The sequence below is a fragment of the Ochrobactrum sp. AP1BH01-1 genome (genome assembly GCF_018066705.1).
GTDB lineage: Bacteria > Pseudomonadota > Alphaproteobacteria > Rhizobiales > Rhizobiaceae > Brucella.
On sequence record NZ_JAGPOU010000005.1, the window covers coordinates 19,951 to 39,448 of the forward strand.

Sequence of the window (19,498 nt, forward strand, 5' to 3'; positions counted from 1 at the left end):
CTCAACGGAGTGAATCATAGATTAACCAGCCAGCGAAATCGTAACAAATTGCCAACCTTTTTCCACAACTATGGAAAGATATCCGCCTATAGAAGATCAAGCAGGAAAGGGATCAAAGGTTCGTCGGCAGGCGGCATCGGATAGTCGCGCATATCTTTCGGACGAACCCATTTCAGCGCCTGTCCTTCCAGCCCCCGCGCAATGCCTTCATAACGGCGGCAAACATAGAGCGGCATGAGCAGGTGAAAGTCATCATAGGTGTGGCTGGCGAATGTCAACGGCGCAAGGCAAGCCGCTTTCGTCGTGATGCCGATTTCTTCCTGCAATTCGCGGATCAGAGTCTCCTCCGGTGTTTCGCCTGGCTCGACCTTCCCGCCGGGAAATTCCCACAGCCCGGCAAGCTGCTTGCCTTCCGGGCGCTGCGTCAGCAGAACCCGGCCATCCGAATCCACCAGCGCGCAAGCCGCGACGAGAAGAATGCGGCGTCCCTTCACCTCGGTCATTTCTCGCTGCTCTCCCGATAGGCATAGCGATAGGCTTCCTGAAAGCCGAAGCTTTCGTAAAGTGCAAGCCCGGCCACATTGTCCGCCTCGATCTGCAGCCATGCCGTCTTCGCGCCAAGCTTCGCTGCCCATTTGAGCGCCGAACCCACGATCACATGCCCGTGTCCCTTGCGCCTAGCATCACGCAGCGTTCCAACATCGAACAGCCCCGCCATGACGCCATCCTGCACGCAAAGCAGGTTGGATACGGCTCGTCCACCCTCCTCCAGCACGAACATGCCCTTGTTCGGACGAACATTGTTGAGAAGTTCGGAGAAGCCGGGGCGCATATCCTCCGGTCTTTCGTGGATGGAAAGCGAGGCATCCACGAAACGGCCGACATCCTTCAGGGGGATCTGATCAATCGCGCCCGACAGATCGAGTTCCTCGAGATTAGCGGTCATCACGATGGTTTCGTCCCGGCGCTTCCAGCCGAGCCCTTCGAGATAATCCTCCAGCTCACGCGGCGCGAGCGGGGAAAGCCGGAAGCAGGGAACCCGGCCATAGGCGCGGAAACGCTGCGCGGCCAGTTCCACGCGCGTAGGAATATCCCGCGTATCGCCAGGATCGAGCGGATTGACCGAGTTGAGACGCCGGGAGGGATGCGCTGCGGTCATGCGTATTGCCCATGTGCCGTCATAGTGGACGGACGTCGCGGGCCACGCACGAAAGCCTACGGCTTCAAGCTGGCGGACGATAGCGAGGCTTGGGGTGCTGGGTTTTTCCATCACTTCGATCAACTTCTGTAATCGCCGTTGATGGCGACGTATTCCTTGGTGAGATCGCAGGTCCAGACGGTTGCCTTGCCCTTGCCTATCCCCAGATCGACGCGAATATGAATATCCTCGCCCTGCATATAGGCAGAGGTGGCTTCTTCCGAATAAGCAGGATCGCGCTCGCCCTGATGGGCAACGCGAATATCGCCGAACCAGATCGCGAGCCGGTCACGGTCGGCAGGTTCGCCAGCCTTGCCGACGGCCATGACCACGCGGCCCCAATTGGCGTCTTCGCCGGCGACAGCCGTCTTCACCAGCGGCGAATTGGCGATGGAAAGCGCGATCTTCTTGGCGGAAGCCGCAGACTTCGCACCCGTGACTTCAACCTCCACCATCTTGCGCGCGCCCTCACCGTCGCGCACGACCTGTAGCGCCAGCGATTTCAGGAGACGCGCAAGCGCCTTTTTGAACTCACCCAGCCGCTTGTCGGCGGGGTCGGTAATCTCCGGCGCGCCGCGTTCCGCCGCCGTGCCGGTGGCAAAAAGCATCAGCGTATCGGACGTGGACGTGTCGCTATCCACCGTCACCGCATTGAAGGTAGAGCCGACGCCCTTCGACAGAAGGCTCTGCAAAACATCGGCCTTGATCGGCGCATCGGTGACGACGAAGGAAAGCATGGTTGCCATATCCGGCGCGATCATGCCTGCACCCTTGGCGATACCGTTGATCGTGACCGGCACCTGACCGAGCAGCACCGTTTCGGTTGCAACCTTCGGATAGGTATCCGTGGTCATGATCGCCTTGGCGGCTTCCGTCCAGAAGTCTTCCACGGCATCCCTGTTCATGTCACCAAGCAGATGCGCGAACTTGCCGGCATCGAGCGGTTCGCCGATCACGCCGGTCGAAGCGAGAAAGACGTCCGTCGTGGCGCAGCCGACCGCTTTGGCAGCAGCTTCCGCCGTTGCTTCCGTCGCCGCGCGACCCTTGATACCCGTAAAGGCATTGGCATTGCCGGAATTGACGACGACGGCGCGAGCCTTTCCGTGCACGAGGTTACGGCGGCAAAAATCGACAGGCGCCGACGGGCAGAGCGAACGGGTAAATACGCCAGCGGCTTCCGCCGGTCGGTCGAAGACCATCAGCATCACATCCGTTCGGCCCTTGTACTTGATCCCGGCAGCAGCGGTGGCGATGCGCACGCCATGGACGACCGGCATTGTTGGGTAATGTTTTGGAGCGAGCGGAGAAACTGACGCGGACATATGGGCCTCGATGGGATGCGGTTTCGTAGAAAGCCTGACGCGCGCATTGGAAAGGTTTGCGGTCTAAAATCAAGCAGTAAACGCAAGATCGAAATAAAAAACGCCCCGGCAAGCCGGGGCGTCGATACTTGAAGCGGGATTTACTGCTGAGGAGCAGCGTCTTCCGGCGCCTCATCCCTGTCCGCGCCCTCCTGGGCAGCGGCAGCGTCCTTCATGGCTTTCTCGACAGCCGGGTCCTTGTATTCGATCTTCATGCCGTCGCGCAGTTTCTTGACGGTTTCGACATAACGCTCGCGCATGATGATCGAACGGATCTGATCCTTGACCTGATCGAATGCCGGAGGCTGCTTGGTGCGGCGATCTTCGAGCTGGATGACGTGGAAGCCGAACTGGGTCTGTACCGGTGCCTTGGTGTATTCACCGGGCTTCAGTGCAAACGCGGCCTTTTCAAATTCCGGCACCATCTGGCCTTCCGTGAAGTAACCGAGATCACCGCCATTGGAAGCCGTTCCGTCGGTCGAGCTTTCCTTGGCAAGGTCCTCGAACTTGGCGCCGCCTGCAAGCTTCTTGATGATAGCTTCGGCTTCTTCCTTGGTCTTCACGAGGATGTGACGGGCCCGCACTTCGACCTGCGGCGGCATGGCTGCGATTTCCTTGTCGTAGCGCGCACGCACGTCGTCATCGCTGATCTTGTCGACAACAGCATCCTTGAAATATTCGTTATGGAGCGCGCGTTCACGCAGGAATTCCATGCGATCCTTGAATTCCTTGGACTGATCGAGCTTTTCCTTTTCCGCTTCACCAGCCATTGCCTTGATGTCGATCAGGGCGGCGAGCGCAGCCAGACGGCGCTGCTCGGCCGGAAGGCGCGAGAACTGCGGATCGAGATCGCCGGCAGCCTGATCGACCTCACCGACAGTAATATCCTTGCCGTTGACGGTCGCCAGAACCTTCGATGGATCTTCCTTTTCTGCAGGAGCGGCAGCCGGTGCAGCAGCAGGCTTTGCGGTACCTTGGGCAGCGTCCTGCGCGAATGCGGCGCCCGAATAGCCTGCCAGCGCCACCGAGGCCGCCAGAGACATGCCGACGACTGCGAGAGCCTTGCGATAAGGGGCTTTCAGTATAGCTTTCATATGGAATTCTCTCCTTCGTGACCGCTTACCGGCCCGATGAATGCGGCAGAATTTGGCCCGGACACCTCCAATATTACGACAAAGGAAAGGATTTCGAGCCTTTAGAGCAACGTTGACATCGCCCGAAGCCCCTCTTATCTGTCCTTCGGCTTTACGTCCAGTAAGGGGCGGGGGAATTGCGCCGGAAATGCGCCGTATCTGGCAGCTTTCACAGCGCAGTTTTCTTGCAATTGTTTCAATACGCGTGAATAAAGCATTCGACATTGCCGGAAGCGCTTCCGGCTGAACGGACAGGAAAGGACCAGTGATGGTCAGCTTTGGCGGCTTTGCCCGCAAGATATTCGGTTCATCCAATGACCGCCGCGTTAAAACCCTGCGCCAGCGGGCTAATCAAATTACTGCTATCGAGAAGAATTACGAAAATCTTACCGATGAGCAATTGCAGGCCAAGACCGCCGAATTCCGTGCGGCGCTGGCTGACGGCAAAACGCTCGACTCTCTTCTGCCAGACGCTTTCGCGACCGCGCGTGAAGCCGCCAAGCGCGTGCTTGGCATGCGCCCGTTCGACGTGCAGCTGATCGGCGGCATGGTTCTGCACGAACGCGGCATCGCCGAAATGCGTACCGGTGAAGGCAAGACCCTGATGGCGACCCTGCCGGTCTACCTCAATGCTCTTGAGGGCAAGGGCGTGCACGTGGTGACGGTGAACGATTACCTCGCCAGCCGCGACGCCGAAACCATGGGCAGGCTCTACAACTTCCTCGGCTTGACCGTCGGCGTCATCAAGCACGGTCTTGACGACGATGAGCGCCGCGCGGCCTATGCCTGCGACATCACCTATGGCACCAATAACGAGCTCGGCTTCGACTATCTGCGCGACAACATGAAGTATGAGCGCGCCCAGATGGTGCAGCGCCCGCACAATTATGCCATCGTCGACGAAGTGGACTCCATCCTCATCGACGAGGCGCGCACGCCGCTCATCATTTCCGGTCCGCTGGAAGACCGTTCGGATTTCTACAATCTCATCGACACCTTCATTCCAGCCCTCGATCCGGAAGATTTTGAAATCGATGAGAAGCAGAAGACCGCGATCTTCACCGAAGTCGGCACCGAGAAGGTCGAGCAGCTTCTGGAAGCCGCAGGCCACCTCAAGGGCGAGAGCCTCTACGACATCGAGAATGTCGCGGTCGTCCACCATCTGAACAATGCGCTTCGCGCCCACAAGCTGTTCCAGCGCGACAAGGACTATATCGTCCGCAATGACGAAATCGTCATCATCGACGAATTTACCGGACGCATGATGCCGGGCCGCCGTTATTCGGAAGGCCTGCACCAGGCGCTGGAAGCCAAGGAACATGTGACCATCCAGCCGGAAAACCAGACGCTGGCCTCGATCACGTTCCAGAACTACTTCCGCATGTACAACAAGCTCTCCGGCATGACCGGTACGGCTGCGACGGAAGCAGAAGAATTCGGCAATATCTACGGTCTCGAAGTAACCGAGATCCCAACGAACCTGCCCGTGCAGCGCATCGACGAGGACGATGAAGTCTATCGCTCCGTCGAAGAAAAATACCGCGCCATCGTGCGCGATATCCGCGCCTCGCACGAAAAGGGCCAGCCGATCCTCGTCGGCACGACGTCAATCGAAAAGTCGGAACAGCTGGCCGAACGTCTTCGCAAGGAAGGCATCAAGGAATTCCAGGTTCTGAACGCCCGTTATCACGAGCAGGAAGCCTATATCATCGCCCAGGCCGGTGTGCCGGGTACGATCACCATCGCCACCAACATGGCCGGTCGCGGTACCGACATCCAGCTCGGCGGCAATCTTGAAATGCGTGTCCGCCAGGAACTCGCCGATGTGCCGGAAGGCGCGGAACGCGAGGCGAAGATCGCCGCGATCAAGGCTGACATTGCGCAGCTGAAGGAAAAGGCGCTGGCAGCTGGCGGGCTTTATGTCCTCGCGACCGAGCGCCATGAAAGCCGCCGCATCGACAACCAGCTGCGTGGCCGTTCCGGCCGTCAGGGCGATCCGGGGCGCTCAAAATTCTTCCTGTCGCTGCAGGACGATCTGATGCGCATCTTCGGTTCCGACCGTATGGACAGCATGCTGCAGAAGCTTGGTCTCAAGGAAGATGAAGCAATCGTCCACCCCTGGATCAACAAGGCGCTTGAGAAGGCGCAGAAGAAGGTCGAAGCCCGCAACTTCGAAATCCGCAAGAATCTTCTGAAATACGATGACGTGATGAACGATCAGCGCAAGGTGATCTTCGAACAGCGTCTGGAAATGATGGACGAAGAAGACCTGACCGAGATCGTTGGCGAAATGCGCCACGAGGTCATCGAGGATATGGTCGCACTGCGCATCCCGAAGGACGCTTATGCGGAAAAGTGGGATATTGCAGGCCTGAAGGAAGACATCATTTCCAAGCTCAATCTCGACCTGCCGGTCGAGGACTGGGCCAAGGAAGAAGGCATTGCGGAAGAAGAGTTCGAGAACCGTATCAAGGAAGCCGCCGACAAGGCTGCTGCCGAAAAGGCCGAACGCTTCGGGCCGCAGATCATGACCTATGTCGAAAAATCGGTCATCATGCAGTCGCTGGATAATCTCTGGCGCGAGCATCTGGTCAATCTCGACCACCTGCGCTCGGTTGTCGGTTTCCGTGGCTATGCCCAGCGTGACCCGCTGAACGAATACAAGACCGAGGCGTTCGAACTGTTCCAGTCGATGCTTTCCAACCTGCGTGAAGTGGTTATCTCGCAGCTGATGCGCGTCGAGATCGTTCGTGAGGCGCCGCCGGAACCGGAATTGCCGCCAATGACCGGCCGCCACATTGACGGCACGACCGGCGAAAACGATTTCGATGAAGCAGCTTGGGCTGAACATCAGCATGACGACCGCAATGTGCCTGCTGCCGAACGCGATCCAGCCGATCCGCGCACCTGGGGCAAGGTCAGTCGCAACGAGCCCTGCCCGTGCGGCTCAGGCAAGAAGTACAAGCACTGCCACGGCGCTTTCGAGTGACGCGCGCGGAAGCTTCTCGCCGTTTCTAATCGACAAACCCCGGCAAGCCATTTGCCGGGGTTTATTGTTTCACCGGCAAGGCGTATCGATAGGGTTAGCGAGCGGTTCTATGCTTGCTCTATTTTAGATAACTCAAATATAGATGCCGTTTAGAAAATACTCACCATTCCTTGAAGTCTTGGAACCTTCGGCAGATTAGACTTTTTCTTTTTCTCTTTATAAAGAACTCCTGTCTAAGGTTTTCCTGCACGTCGCAGGCAACAAAGCACAGGCGTGAAAAGCCGGCTTGTCCGGCGCATAACAAGCAGGCCCGAAGAGACCTGCAAAGACAGGGTTGGCAAACAGTGCGGTTTTCGGCAGCTGAAACGGCGAGCCGGTTTTTACCCGGCAGGATCGCGGCCAGGCTTCGTCCCGTGACGGAGCGGCTGGATGCCGTGCTTACGGATAGTGGACCGCAGGCGAGCGCGCAGCGCTCGTCCCTCGCCGCCTTTTCCGTGCGCGTGGCGAGTGCCGGTATCGCTCTCCTGTCTCAGGTCATTCTGGCCCGCTGGATGGGTGAATTTGAATACGGCGTTTTCGTTCTCGTGTGGCTCGCCATGATCATCATAGGAGATCTGGCCTGCTTCGGACTGCACACGACCATCATCCGCTTCGTGCCGGAATATATGCAGCGCCAGTCCTTCGGACTTATACGAGGGATCATTGCAACCGGACGCATTTTTGCTTTCACAGCCGCCACGCTTCTCGCACTTGTGGGTACGGGCCTGTTGCTCCTGCTAAAGGACCATGTTGCGAGCTATTATCTCGTGCCCTTCATCCTCGGCTTCATCTGTCTGCCGATGATTGCGCTCGGCAATATGCTGGACGGTATTGCCCGCTCGCGTACCTGGGTGATGATGGCACTGACGCCAAGCTATATTATCCGCCCACTTCTGGTCCTCCTGTTGATGATCGTGGCGCATGGAGCCGGATTACCTTCGACCGCAACCGTCGCACTGGCTCTATCGATCGCAGCGACCTGGATCACAACGGCCGGCCAATTTCTGACGGTCGACCATTCGCTGAAAAAGGATATCCCCGCAGCAATGCATGAACAGCGGTTGGGCGAGTGGATGAAAGTCTCCCTGCCGATTTTCCTCGTGGAAGGCTTTTTCTTCCTGCTCATCAATATTGATGTTCTGATGGTCGGCCATGCGCTCGATCCCGAGCAAGTCGCGATCTATTTTGCGGCTACAAAGATCATGGCGCTTGCCCATTTTGTCTATTTTGCCGTGAAGGCCAGCGTCGCCCAGCGTTATTCCGACCTGCTCCACAGCGGCAACCGCGCCGAGTTTGCAAGCTTTGCCGAAGCATCCGTGCGCTGGACATTCTGGCCGACGCTGTTTCTCGGCATCGTCATCCTGCTGATGGGTTACCCGCTTCTGCGGCTTTTCGGTCCGGCCTTCACCGCCGGCTATCCGCTTCTGTTCATCCTCATCATCGGGGTGATCGCACGCGCCAGCGTCGGCCCGGCGGAAAGCCTTCTCAATATGTCGGGCAAGCAGAATATTTGCGCGCTTCTCTATGCCGCAACACTTGCCGTCAACGTCATTCTCAATCTCGTGCTGATACCACGGTTCGGCCTGACGGGCGCTGCCGTCTCGACCGCCATCGCCATGCTGATGGAGGCCGCACTCCTCTCGTCCGCCGTGTCACGCACCTTGCACATAACAATGTTCATTCTCATTCCACGAGACCGTGCCAAGACCTCGGAGGGAGCTTCGTAATGGCCGCGAAACCTTTGCTCGAAGAATCGGCAGGCGGAAATGCCGCCCACATCGTTTCGGAACTATCCGAGAGCGGGGTGGCGCATGAAGCCATCAAGAAGATTGAGGAGAGTCTGCACAGCCGCGACATACCGCGCAAGCTGGCTATCTATGGAGCGGCCGCGGGCTTTGAACTGCGCGATGAACTCGATCACCTGAGCAATCGTACGGTCGAACCGAACGTCTTCTTCAACGCGCGGTTTCTGGCGCCTGCCATGCCGCGCCTCGAAGATCGGGAAGTCCGCTTCATGGTGATGCGGGACGAAAACGAGATACGCAGCCGCCTGCGCTTCGTCATGCCCTACACGATCGAGCGTCCCGGACTGCCGCTTTCAACGCCCGTCATCCGTGCCTGGTCGACGCCGTTCGGACCGCAGGGCACGCCGCTGATCGATCAGGACGACCCTGTGGGCGTGCTCGAAGACCTGTTCGATATTCTGGCACGCAGGCATCTCAAATTGCCGGATGTGCTCGTTCTGCCGGAAATGCGGGCCGACGGCCCGGCGGCAAGGCTGATCCGTTCGGTCGCAGTAGGCCGGCAATTGCCCCTGGTCGCCATAGAGCAGAAAGAGCGTCCTTTTCTCGAAAGCGAACTGGATGGCGACGCTTATATCAGACAGGCAATCGGCGCACACCATCGGCGGGACTATAATCGCCTGTGGCGCAGGCTGTCGGAAAAGGGTGAACTTGCCTATCGCGTTGCCCGCACGCCTGAGGAAGTTCGCCACGCGTTCGAACATTTCCTGACGCTGGAAGCGAGCGGGTGGAAAGGCAAGCGCGGCACCGCGATGGCCGTCGACCGGTTTCGTGCCGCCTTTGCCCGCGAAGCGGTAAACAACCTTGCCGAACGTGACTGCGTGCGCGTGCACACGCTCGAACTAGACGGAAGGGTCATTGCCATCCTGATCGTCTTTACGGTTTCAGGCGAAGCCTGGACCTGGAAGACCGCCTACGACGAAAGCCTGAACGCCTGGTCACCCGGTGTGCTTCTGATGATCGAAGTCGTGAAGAACCACCTGAACGATCCCAACATCAACCGCACCGACTCGTGCGCCGTTCCTGACCATCCGGTTATGACACGGCTGTTCGATGCACGCGAAACTATCGAAACTCTGGTCATCGGGCTCAATCCGGCTACCGACAAGCTGGTCCGTCAGGCCGCATCGCAGATTCACCTCTATCAGCGGACACGCAATCTGGCCCGTATTCTCCGCAATCGCATCCGCAGTATCACCGAAAGGAAATAGGGACTTATATAAGAAACCTTAAAAATGCCCAGAAATCGCTGTCTTGGATATCCGATACCCGGAATTACCGGGCAATAAATGTTGCGCTTGCAGTTCTGCGGAACCCTTGCAAAGCTCATCCACGACGGTTCCAACGGCCAGCAGCGGCCAAATCGGATTTGAAGGTTCAGGAATGCGATTTCCACGCCCGACCATAGCCAGCGGCACGCTCTGCGTCCTGACCGCAATCTATCTTCTGGCTTTCACCAACGCCTCTTTCTGGCAGCGGCTGTTTGCATATTTTTCCGATCATCCGCAAAAGCTCGTTGTCGCGGCGGCGGCCATCCTTCTCATCCATATCGCAGTGCTGATGGCTTTCTCGGCCAAATACGTCATCAAGCCGGTTCTGATTTTTGCAGTATGGGTCGCCGCCGGCGGGTCCTATTTTACGGATACTTTCGGCACGATCATCGACCGGAATGTGGTCGAGGCAACGTTGACGACGACAAGAGCCGAGTCAGGCCATCTGATAACGACGGGCTTTCTGCTGCATATGCTGCTTTATGCCGTCCTTCCCTCGCTTCTCATCATCTGGGTGCGCGTGAAACACCGCCCGTTGTTGCAGAAGCTCATGGTCAATACTGCTTCGATCATCGCCTGCCTTGTCGGCGCAATCGTGCTGATCGGTTCCGATTACGGCAGCTTCTCATCAATGTATCGCGAACATCGTTCCGACATCATGGAACGCTTGATGCCTGGAACGCCGCTCAAGAGCACGGTGCAGTACATCGCGCATGACCTGAACGACAGGCAGATTGTGATGCAGCCCCTCGGCCTTGACGCCAGACAGGCGCTGCCGCCAGTTGCATCCGGCAAGAAGCTGTTGACGGTCATTGTGGTGGGCGAAACGGCCCGCGCCAAGAATTTCAGCCTTTACGGCTATCCGCATGAAACCAATCCCGAGCTCAAGCAGCAGGATATCATCACCTTCACCAACACGACCAGCTGCGGCACCGACACGTCCGTTTCCGTGCCGTGCATGTTCTCACCTTTTCCGCGCAAGGAATATTCAAGCTCCAAATTCCATAGCTCGGAAAATCTGATGGACCTCCTCAATCACGCCGGTGTGCAGGTTGCATGGTATGAAAACAACACCGGCAGCAAGGGCGTTTCAGACCGCATCCCGACGGTCGACCTGCAGAATTCGAACAATGCGCAATATTGCGACGGCGGCGAATGCCTCGACCAGATTCTGGTCGACCAACTGCGCGATCATCTGAAGGATGTCAGCGGCAATGCCACGATTGTCCTCCATATGACCGGCAGTCACGGCCCATCCTATTATCGCCGCTATCCGCTGGAGTTCGCCAGGTTCAAACCGGAATGCCGCACGAGCGAATTTTCCGATTGCACGACGGAGGAGATCGTCAACGCCTACGACAATTCGATCCTCTATACCGACCACATATTGTCGGAGATCATCAATGTCCTGAAAGGCAGCGACGACCGTTTTGCTCCAGCCATGATCTATATGTCCGATCACGGCGAATCGCTCGGCGAAGACGGTCTTTATCTGCACGCAGCGCCCTATTTCATCGCCCCAGACGTCCAGACCCATATTCCCTTTATCGCTTGGTTCTCACCCGACTATGCGAACGCCACCAAGCTCGACACGGCTTGCGTCAGGCAAGATGCCACCGACGTTTCCTCGCACGACAATCTGTTTCACACGGTCATCGGCATGATGGGCGTGAAAACATCGGCCTATGATCAGGCGCTCGACCGGTTCGCCAATTGCCGGAAAGCCAATGTCGCAGCGTCGAACTAGAATGCAAGATATCGCACGGGAACTGTCGATTCTGCCAGCCGGACCAATGATTTGAGCCCTACGCCAAAGCGTGATACACTTCGTCTTGGGAGAGCGCATGGACAGACGGAAGAGGAGGTCCGCACCGGTGCTATCCGGCACTTTGAACGAGTGCCTGAAGCCCGGATAAAATTATAAGCTTCCGTCTGGCTCAAACGCTATCGCGCCCTCCCGGGGAAGGAGATGCGCCATGGAATATTTTCACTATATAAGCACGCTGGATTATGTCCTGTTGGGCTTCATCGCCTTGCTGGTCTTCTGGAATCTGGTCGAGGCGAGCTTGCGGAGATAAATAGCCGCTGACTGTCTCGAACAGCGCCGAACAGATAAAGCCTGCCGCGTCTGACGCTGCCCGGAACGAACTTGTCGAGCGGGTTACCTGTCATGAATGGGCCGCTTGATGGGAGCGTGTGTCGTGATTTCTTTACCTTAGCGGCCATCAACCTGAAGAGCGTGCAAGCTGCGCTTTGAGCAATTGACCTCGTTTCGTTTAGCCGGTATATCCCAACCCGCTGTCCCTTTGGACCATATCGAACTGCTTCGGCAGAACTGTGCGGGTGTGGTGGAACTGGTAGACGCGCCGGACTCAAAATCCGGTTCCGAAAGGAGTGTCGGTTCGATTCCGACCACCCGCACCATCTTACAAACAATTATCCGAAAACGTTCTCCCTAGCGAGCGTGAGCGCACTGTCCGGAAGATGTTTCCGACCGGTTTCAGCAATGGAGATCGAGAAGATTGTCAGAGGACGCTCTGACAACTTTAGTTTGCTTATTCTCTCCATATCGACAACGATGGTGCCGTTTTTAAACTTCTGGGATACTCACGCAGGAGGAACCGCCACCATGGATGATACCCACCCCTTTGAGGGACCACAGTTGCAGAATGCGCGTTATGAACGTGCGGATATGTCGGGCTCCAATTTCGATGGCGTGGATTTGTCCGGTTCAAAGTTTTTTGCCGTTTTGACCAAGTCAAAGTTCGTCGATACCAATTTGAGCGACGCTGATTTCGATGATGTCAATCTGGCAGGGGCGCGCCTTCATAATATCAATCTGACCGGTGCAACAATTACGAATGCCAACATGAGTGGCTTGGCTATAAGCGGCGTGACTTTGGCACATACGAATATCACCGATGCTGACGTGACGGGTATGCGGATAAACGGCGTTCTCGTCTCTTCTCTGTTCGAAGCGTACGAAAACGCGCGTTCCTTGGACTAATTGCCGGGGAAAGCAGCAACAAACCGGTCGCTGCTTTCCGTCGCACAATGATTCACGCCTCTTCGAGCGCTTGCGCGAGGTCGGCGATCAGATCGTCGGGATGCTCGATGCCGATGGAAAGCCGGATCGTCGATTCGAGCACGCCGATACGCTCCCGCACATCAACGGGAACGCCCGAATGTGTCATCGCGGCAGGGTGGCTTGCGAGTGATTCCGTGCCGCCGAGACTGACCGCAAGCTTCAATATCTGAAGCGCGTTCAGGAAGCGGAATGCCGCCGCCTGTCCGCCTTTGATATCGAATGAGAAAGTCGATCCCGCACCGGTGCATTGGCGCTTGAACAGCGCGCCGACATCGGAATTCTCATCCGCGAAAGGAAGATAATGCAGCTTCTCCACCTTCGGATGGTCGCGCAGAAATTCCGCGATTGCCTGAGCGTTGCTGTTGGCGCGCTCCATGCGCAGCCCAAGCGTTTCGAGCGATCGGCCCAGCATCCAGCATGAATGCGGATCGAGCTGCGTGCCGATAGCCCCGCGCAATGCCTTGACCTGCTTTACAACAGCCTTGGCGCCCAGCACGGCCCCGGCAATCAAGTCCGAATGCCCGCCGACATATTTGGTCAGCGAATAGACCGAAAGATCGGCCCCATGATCGAGCGGCTTCTGATAGACGGGTCCAAGCAAGGTATTGTCGCAGGCAATGATCGGGCGATGTCCCTGCTTGTGTTCAATCTTCTCCGCGACGCGCCGGATCGCGGCAATATCAACAATACTGTTGGTCGGGTTGGCAGGCGTCTCGATCAGGACCACCGAAACACGTCCCTTGCGAACCGCCTCTTCGGCCGCCTGCTCTATCGAAGCCTCATGCACACCATCGGCGAAAGCGACAGCTTCGACGCCGAAATTGAGAAACGTCCTGGCAAGGAGCGTTTCCGTGCCACCGTAAAGCGGCTGCGAATGCAAAATGACATCGCCGGGACGCGCAAAGGCAAACAGCGTCGTGGCGATAGCCGACATGCCGGACGAAAACAGCGCGCAGCTCTCGCTGCCCTCATAAACCGCAAGGCGGTCTTCAACGATCTCGCTGTTGGGATGGTTGAAACGGGAATAGACGAGACCAGCGCCGACACCGGCAGGCGGTTCCTTGCGGCCGGAAACGAAATCGAAGAAATCGCGCCCGTCCTCGGCGGTCTTGAAGACGAAAGTCGACGTCAGAAATACTGGCGGCTTGACCGCTCCCTCCGAGAGTTCCGGGTCATAGCCATAGTTGAGCATCTGCGTTTCAGGATGCAGCGGATGATTGCCCAACATGGTCTTTGAAGGCCGTGGCGCAGTCATGAATACCTCCTTGAAAAAATCCTCCCGTCCGCATTCGGACAGGAGGAGCTTAACAGAGGTTTTCAGGAATCTTCTTGCGTTGTTTCAGGCTTCTGTGAAATCGCTGCAACGTCGGCAGATGTCTGTCAGGCAGAAATGCCTTCGATTACTTGATAACCAATACCGGCACGGTGCTGAGTGACAGAACCTCAGCTGCCTGGCTTCCCAGCAGCAATTTGTTCACGCCGCGACGGCCATGGGATGCAATGACGATCAGATCGGCATCCCGGGCATTCGCAGCCTCGACAATGCCCTGCGCCGGTGATTGATTCTCGACATGGACAGCCTCGGCGCTGACACCGAGTTCCGTTGCCTTGGCCTTGGCCTTCGACAGAATTTCCGTCGCCGCTTTGGTGATGGCCTCGCGATATTCCTGAAACGCCGCCGGGCTCGACGCCCATTCCGCCGCGACCACAATGCCATAGGATGGCAGCAACTCGGTTACGGAAACGAAGGTTACCTTCGCACCTGTTTCCTTCGCGAGCGCCACGCCCTGGTCAACACCTTTTTCGGCAAGCTCCGATCCATCCGTTGCGATCAATATGTTCCTGTACATTCGTGCTCTCCTGGCTGCCTGATGCCCGATGATGTGCGCGTCCCCGTCGGAGCGCATTGATGCGGATCAATCGAGCTTTAATCAAGGCTAATACGCGCCCTCCCAATTTTGATGGAATTTACTCCTAATTTCCGGAACTATACAGAATAAATTTCCAAACTTGTCCTGTGAAGCGCACGCGATCAACTATGCTTTTGCGCCGTTTCCTCTTAAACTTTGCGTGACAAAAAGGGAGATCACGCCATGAACAAGCCCCTGAACGAACCGCAAGTTGCTAAAACCGCAGGCCGTGGCCGCATTTACGATTCCATTCTCGACACGATCGGCAACACGCCGCTGGTGCGCATCGACAAGTTTGCCAGGGAAAAGGGCGTGGAAGCCAACCTCCTGGCGAAGCTGGAGTTTTTCAACCCTCTGGCGAGCGTGAAGGACCGTATTGGCCTGGCCCTTATCGAAGCGCTCGAACGCGACGGTCGTGCCGTACCGGGCAAGACGGTTTTCGTTGAGCCGACCTCCGGCAATACCGGCATTGCGCTTGCCTTTGCGGCAGCAGCCAAGGGCTATCGCCTCGTTCTCACCATGCCGGAAACCATGTCGGTAGAGCGCCGAAAGCTTCTTAAGCTTCTTGGTGCCGAACTGGTTCTGACCGAAGGCGCAAAAGGCATGAAGGGCGCCATTGCGGAAGCGGAAGCCATTGCAGAAGGCAATCCGAACGCGATCATCCCGCAGCAGTTCGAAAATCCCGCAAATCCCGAAATCCATCGCCTTACCACGGCGGAAGAAATCTGGAACGACACCAATGGTGAAGCGGATATCCTGATTTCGGGCATAGGAACCGGCGGCACGATTACCGGCGTCGGTCAGGTCATCAAGAAGCGCAAGCCGTCTTTCAAGGTGATCGCAGTCGAGCCGAAGGATTCGCCCGTGCTTTCCGGCGGCACACCCGGCCCACATAAGATTCAGGGCATAGGCGCAGGCTTCGCACCGAAGACGCTCGATACCGGCATCTATGATGAGGTCGTTCAGGTTTCCAACGAAGACGCTTTCGCCAATGCTCGCCTGCTGGCCCGTCTCGAAGGCATTCCTGTCGGCATTTCTTCCGGCGCAGCGCTGACGGCCGCTGTCGAGATCGGCAGACGTCCTGAAAACGCCGGCAAGAACATCGTCATCATCATCCCGTCCTTTGCAGAGCGCTATCTTTCAACGGCATTGTTTGAAGGTTTGGAATAATCCGCACTCATACGCGGAGGCCAAAAACAAAAGCCAGAGCGGGTAACCGTTCTGGCTTATTTTTTTAAAACGTCGGTCCGCTCGCCGTTCAGAAAACGGATTCTCGGTCGCTCATATCAATGGTGCGTACGCGCGGCGCAAGCCGGGCCTGGCCCGCGCATATAATGGCGCTCGGGCCTGTAGCTCGGTGCGACGAACTCACGGATGACATTAACACTGTCACGCAGCTGAACAAGGATGCTCATCGTCTTAACCTTCGTCGAAAATACTATTCGGAATGGATGCCCGTCCTGCCCCGGATCAACCGGGCTCTGAAACGTTGTTCATTTCCGAACATCTTAATGAAAACTTTAACAATCAAAGATGAATAAGCCCTGAACTCATATGGTTAAGGGTAAGTTAATAGTAAGGATGTTCAAGCTTTTCCACAGCCCGCGAATTGCCGCCACAATTGAAAAAGGCCGGTTCGAACCGGCCTTTTGCATGCAAACCATTGCCTGCCTCAGCGCGTCGGAACCGGATGCTCACCACGATAATCGTAGAAGCCACGGCCCGCCTTGCGTCCCAGCCAGCCTGCTTCGACATATTTGACCAGAAGCGGGCATGGGCGATATTTGGAATCCGCCAGCCCATCATGCAGGACCTGCATGATGGAAAGACACGTATCCAGGCCGATAAAGTCGGCAAGCTGCAACGGCCCCATCGGGTGATTGGCGCCAAGCTTCATTGCCGTATCGATGGCTTCGACGCTGCCGACGCCTTCATAAAGCGTGTAGATAGCCTCGTTGATCATTGGCAGCAGGATACGGTTCACGATGAAGGCCGGAAAATCCTCGGCAACGGTTATCGTCTTGCCAAGGGCGGTCACGAAATCGTTGGACTTGCGGAACGTTTCCTCATCAGTTGCAATACCGCGCACCAGCTCGACAAGCTTCATCACCGGCACGGGATTCATGAAATGAATGCCGATAAAGCGCTCCGGACGATCAGTCGTGGATGCGAGACGGGTAATCGAGATTGATGACGTGTTGGTGGCGAGAATCGCCTCCGGGTTCAGAACCGAGCAAAGCTGGGCAAAAATCTTGCGCTTGATGGTTTCGTCTTCCGTTGCCGCTTCGATCGCCAGATCGACACCCGCCAGATCCTCCATGGAATTTGCCGGACGGATGAGCTTCATCGCGGCTGCGCGCTGATCTTCCAGCAATTTCCCAGATGCAACCTGGCGCGCCATATTGCCGTTGATGGTGGCGATGCCCTTTTCCAGCCGGTCCGCTGCCGCATCGTGAAGAAGCACATCGAACCCGGCCAGCGCGCATACATGAGCAATACCGCTGCCCATCTGTCCTGCGCCGACCACCCCTACCGTCTTGATTGCCACAGTTATAACTCCTTCATTCAGCCGCCCTCTTGCGGAGCAGACCGACTATATCAATTCTGTCCAAGACAGATACAGTTCTCATTTAGAGAAATGTGAAAATACCGCTCACGCGAACAAACGTTGTCCCAAAATGAAAAAGCGGCGGGCCTGCCCGCCGCTTTCCAATCAATCAGAGCGCTTTTTGCAGTTCCGGCAGGACGGTAAAGAGATCGCCGACGAGACCATAATCCGCGACCTGGAAGATCGGCGCTTCCTCGTCCTTGTTGATGGCGACGATGACGCGTGAGTCCTTCATGCCAGCCAGATGCTGGATCGCGCCTGAGATGCCGACAGCGATGTAAAGCTCCGGCGCAACCACCTTGCCCGTCTGGCCAACCTGCCAGTCGTTCGGCGCATAGCCAGCATCGACCGCCGCACGGCTGGCGCCGACTGCAGCACCCAGCTTGTCGGCAACCGGCAGGATCACTTCCTGGAACTTTTCAGCCGAACCGAGGGCGCGACCGCCCGAGATGATGATCTTGGCCGACGTCAGTTCCGGACGGTCCGAAGCCGAAAGCGCATTGCCGACAAAGCTCGACAGGGCCGGATCGGCAGCCGCATTGACGCTTTCAACCGCAGCCGAACCGCCTTCGCCTGTCGCGGAGAAGGAGGCAGTGCGCACCGTGATCACCTTCTTGGCGTCGGTCGACTGCACCGTCTGGATCGCATTGCCTGCATAGATCGGACGCTTGAACGTATCAGCCGACACCACTTCCATGATTTCGGAGAGCTGCATCACATCGAGAAGCGCTGCCACGCGCGGCAGGATGTTCTTGGCCGAAGTCGTGGCCGGTGCGATGATCGTGTCGTAATTGGCGGCGAGTTCCACGATCAGTGCTGCCGTTGGCTCAGCCAGACGGTTTTCCAGCGCATCGCTTTCAGCCAGCAGTACCTTGCGCACGCCTTGAAGCTTGGCGGCAGCATCGGCTGCAGCCTTTGCACCCTTGCCAGCCACCAGAATATCGACATCGCCGCCAATCTGGGTCGCTGCCGTCAGCGCCTTTGCCGTCTGGTCCGAAAGGGTTGCATTGTCATGTTCGGCAATAAGAAGAATAGCCATTTGTCTTGTCCCTTCCGATTTCTTAGATGATGCCGTCAGCCTTGAGCTTCTCAACCAGCTCTGCGACGGAGCCGACCTTCACGCCAGCCTTGCGGCCACCCGGCTCCTCGGTCTTCAGCACTTTCAGACGCGGCGCAATATCAGCGCCGAAATCGGCAGGCGACTTCTCGTCGAGCGGCTTCTTCTTGGCCTTCATGATGTTGGGCAGCGATGCATAGCGCGGCTGGTTCAAACGAAGATCGACCGTGACAATCGCCGGAAGCTTCACATCGATGGTCTGGAGACCGCCATCCACTTCACGCGTGACCTTGGCCGAACCGTCACCCAGTTCCACCTTGGAGGCGAACGTCGCCTGGCTCCAGCCAAGCAGCGCCGACAGCATCTGGCCGGTCTGGTTGGCATCATCGTCAATCGCCTGCTTGCCGAGGAAGACGAGATCCGGCTTTTCCGCCTCGACCACACCCTTCAAAACCTTGGCGACGCCAAGCGGCTCCACCGTTTCATCCGTCTTGACCAGAATGGCACGGTCCGCACCCATGGCGAGCGCCGTGCGCAGCGTTTCCTGTGCCTGTGCCGGGCCGACCGAAACCGCGACGATTTCCGTCACCTTGCCCGCTTCCTTCAAACGGATCGCCTCTTCAACCGCGATCTCGTCAAAAGGGTTCATCGACATCTTCACGTTCGAAAGCTCAACCCCCGAACCATCACCCTTCACACGGATCTTCACGTTGTAATCGACAACCCGTTTCACTGCGACAAGGACTTTCATCCGCGATTACCTCTTCAATGACTCTTGCAGCACGACTATGCCGCCGTGAACTCCCACCCGCATGTCAAAATCCGACATGAAAGCGGCACCGGCGCAAACTGGGTAGTGACGCAAATGCGCTGCCTCTCCGCCGGGAACCGGCACGAAACCTAAAGACGGTTGACGTGCACGTCAATCAGGCATGGATCGCTATATCGATTAAAATCAATTTATTCTGACAACAGGTCATTCCGAATATGAGCAACCCGGCGTCTCCCCTTTTCATGTCATTTACAAGCAGCGCGCCGTGCT

Annotated in this window: 15 protein-coding genes and 1 tRNA gene; 7 read left to right on the plus strand and 9 right to left on the minus strand. The window is 57.1% G+C overall.

All coding sequences use genetic code 11. The annotated features are described in order from the left end of the window. Positions 1 to 86: 86 nt before the first annotated feature. From mutT to J9800_RS17945, 4 genes are all read right to left on the minus strand, one after another. Positions 87 to 503 carry an 8-oxo-dGTP diphosphatase MutT gene (gene mutT / locus J9800_RS17930; RefSeq protein ID WP_112592325.1) on the minus strand — a complete coding sequence of 139 codons (417 nt, stop codon included), beginning with the start codon at positions 501 to 503 and terminating at the stop codon, positions 87 to 89. Then, positions 500 to 1,270: a GNAT family N-acetyltransferase gene (locus J9800_RS17935; RefSeq protein ID WP_112592347.1), complete on the minus strand. Its 771-nt coding sequence runs from the start codon at positions 1,268 to 1,270 to the stop codon at positions 500 to 502. The genes mutT and J9800_RS17935 overlap by 4 nt, the downstream gene beginning before the upstream one ends. 8 nt (positions 1,271 to 1,278) lie before the next feature. Continuing rightward, positions 1,279 to 2,520: a bifunctional glutamate N-acetyltransferase/amino-acid acetyltransferase ArgJ gene (argJ, locus tag J9800_RS17940; RefSeq protein ID WP_114217313.1), complete on the minus strand. Its 1,242-nt coding sequence runs from the start codon at positions 2,518 to 2,520 to the stop codon at positions 1,279 to 1,281. Between the two features lie 140 nt (positions 2,521 to 2,660). Continuing rightward, complete coding sequence (locus J9800_RS17945; RefSeq protein ID WP_114217314.1) at positions 2,661 to 3,653, minus strand: peptidylprolyl isomerase; 993 nt, start codon at positions 3,651 to 3,653, stop codon at positions 2,661 to 2,663. 307 nt (positions 3,654 to 3,960) lie between these two features. Between J9800_RS17945 and secA the strand changes: the two genes are divergently transcribed. From secA to J9800_RS17975, 6 genes are all read left to right on the plus strand, one after another. After that, positions 3,961 to 6,681, plus strand: a complete 2,721-nt coding sequence (gene secA, locus J9800_RS17950) for a preprotein translocase subunit SecA (protein WP_114217315.1) — start codon at positions 3,961 to 3,963, stop codon at positions 6,679 to 6,681. 344 nt (positions 6,682 to 7,025) lie between these two features. Next, positions 7,026 to 8,447, plus strand: a complete 1,422-nt coding sequence (locus tag J9800_RS17955; protein ID WP_162792731.1) for a lipopolysaccharide biosynthesis protein — start codon at positions 7,026 to 7,028, stop codon at positions 8,445 to 8,447. Further along, positions 8,447 to 9,733: a type IV secretion system effector crotonyl transferase BspF gene (bspF, locus tag J9800_RS17960; RefSeq protein ID WP_114217316.1), complete on the plus strand. Its 1,287-nt coding sequence runs from the start codon at positions 8,447 to 8,449 to the stop codon at positions 9,731 to 9,733. The genes J9800_RS17955 and bspF overlap by 1 nt, the downstream gene beginning before the upstream one ends. 172 nt (positions 9,734 to 9,905) lie before the next feature. Next, positions 9,906 to 11,540: a phosphoethanolamine transferase gene (locus J9800_RS17965; protein WP_114217317.1), complete on the plus strand. Its 1,635-nt coding sequence runs from the start codon at positions 9,906 to 9,908 to the stop codon at positions 11,538 to 11,540. A gap of 592 nt (positions 11,541 to 12,132) precedes the next feature. Then, positions 12,133 to 12,217, plus strand: a tRNA-Leu gene (locus J9800_RS17970). 82 nt (positions 12,218 to 12,299) lie between these two features. Beyond that, positions 12,300 to 12,800, plus strand: a complete 501-nt coding sequence (locus tag J9800_RS17975; RefSeq protein ID WP_114217318.1) for a pentapeptide repeat-containing protein — start codon at positions 12,300 to 12,302, stop codon at positions 12,798 to 12,800. A gap of 52 nt (positions 12,801 to 12,852) precedes the next feature. Here the strand turns inward: J9800_RS17975 and J9800_RS17980 are convergent, their stop codons facing one another. Both J9800_RS17980 and J9800_RS17985 read right to left on the minus strand, forming a co-directional pair. Continuing rightward, positions 12,853 to 14,136, minus strand: a complete 1,284-nt coding sequence (locus J9800_RS17980) for a cystathionine gamma-synthase family protein (protein ID WP_114217319.1) — start codon at positions 14,134 to 14,136, stop codon at positions 12,853 to 12,855. A gap of 145 nt (positions 14,137 to 14,281) precedes the next feature. Continuing rightward, positions 14,282 to 14,731, minus strand: a complete 450-nt coding sequence (locus tag J9800_RS17985; RefSeq protein WP_114217320.1) for a universal stress protein — start codon at positions 14,729 to 14,731, stop codon at positions 14,282 to 14,284. Between the two features lie 243 nt (positions 14,732 to 14,974). Here J9800_RS17985 and cysK point away from each other — a divergent pair, with 243 nt between their 5' ends. After that, the gene (gene cysK / locus J9800_RS17990; RefSeq protein WP_114217321.1) at positions 14,975 to 15,961 is read left to right on the plus strand and encodes a cysteine synthase A; all 987 of its coding nucleotides are present in this window, start codon (positions 14,975 to 14,977) and stop codon (positions 15,959 to 15,961) included. 502 nt (positions 15,962 to 16,463) lie between these two features. Here cysK and J9800_RS17995 read toward each other — a convergent pair. The 3 genes from J9800_RS17995 to J9800_RS18005 form a co-directional block, all read right to left on the minus strand. After that, entirely contained in the window at positions 16,464 to 17,339 is an 876-nt protein-coding gene (locus tag J9800_RS17995; RefSeq protein WP_112592341.1) for a 3-hydroxybutyryl-CoA dehydrogenase, read from the minus strand. Between the two features lie 169 nt (positions 17,340 to 17,508). Then, positions 17,509 to 18,438 carry an electron transfer flavoprotein subunit alpha/FixB family protein gene (locus tag J9800_RS18000; RefSeq protein ID WP_210845900.1) on the minus strand — a complete coding sequence of 310 codons (930 nt, stop codon included), beginning with the start codon at positions 18,436 to 18,438 and terminating at the stop codon, positions 17,509 to 17,511. Positions 18,439 to 18,460: 22 nt separating this feature from the next. Then, on the minus strand, positions 18,461 to 19,207 hold the full coding sequence (locus J9800_RS18005; protein ID WP_210845901.1) for an electron transfer flavoprotein subunit beta/FixA family protein: 747 nt from the start codon (positions 19,205 to 19,207) through the stop codon (positions 18,461 to 18,463). Positions 19,208 to 19,498 lie beyond the last annotated feature (291 nt).

Excerpts from the sequence above, each read along its gene's own strand:
- J9800_RS18000 (WP_210845900.1), bottom strand. The coding sequence starts at position 18,438 with ATGGCTATTCTTCTTATTGCCGAACATGACAATGCAACCCTTTCGGAC.
- cysK (WP_114217321.1), top strand. The coding sequence starts at position 14,975 with ATGAACAAGCCCCTGAACGAACCGCAAGTTGCTAAAACCGCAGGCCGT.
- argJ (WP_114217313.1), bottom strand. The coding sequence starts at position 2,520 with ATGTCCGCGTCAGTTTCTCCGCTCGCTCCAAAACATTACCCAACAATG.
- mutT (WP_112592325.1), bottom strand. The coding sequence starts at position 503 with ATGACCGAGGTGAAGGGACGCCGCATTCTTCTCGTCGCGGCTTGCGCG.
- J9800_RS17965 (WP_114217317.1), top strand. The coding sequence starts at position 9,906 with ATGCGATTTCCACGCCCGACCATAGCCAGCGGCACGCTCTGCGTCCTG.
- bspF (WP_114217316.1), top strand. The coding sequence starts at position 8,447 with ATGGCCGCGAAACCTTTGCTCGAAGAATCGGCAGGCGGAAATGCCGCC.
- J9800_RS17985 (WP_114217320.1), bottom strand. The coding sequence starts at position 14,731 with ATGTACAGGAACATATTGATCGCAACGGATGGATCGGAGCTTGCCGAA.
- J9800_RS17935 (WP_112592347.1), bottom strand. The coding sequence starts at position 1,270 with ATGGAAAAACCCAGCACCCCAAGCCTCGCTATCGTCCGCCAGCTTGAA.
- J9800_RS17975 (WP_114217318.1), top strand. The coding sequence starts at position 12,300 with ATGGAGATCGAGAAGATTGTCAGAGGACGCTCTGACAACTTTAGTTTG.
- secA (WP_114217315.1), top strand. The coding sequence starts at position 3,961 with ATGGTCAGCTTTGGCGGCTTTGCCCGCAAGATATTCGGTTCATCCAAT.
- J9800_RS17945 (WP_114217314.1), bottom strand. The coding sequence starts at position 3,653 with ATGAAAGCTATACTGAAAGCCCCTTATCGCAAGGCTCTCGCAGTCGTC.
- J9800_RS17980 (WP_114217319.1), bottom strand. The coding sequence starts at position 14,136 with ATGACTGCGCCACGGCCTTCAAAGACCATGTTGGGCAATCATCCGCTG.
- J9800_RS18005 (WP_210845901.1), bottom strand. The coding sequence starts at position 19,207 with ATGAAAGTCCTTGTCGCAGTGAAACGGGTTGTCGATTACAACGTGAAG.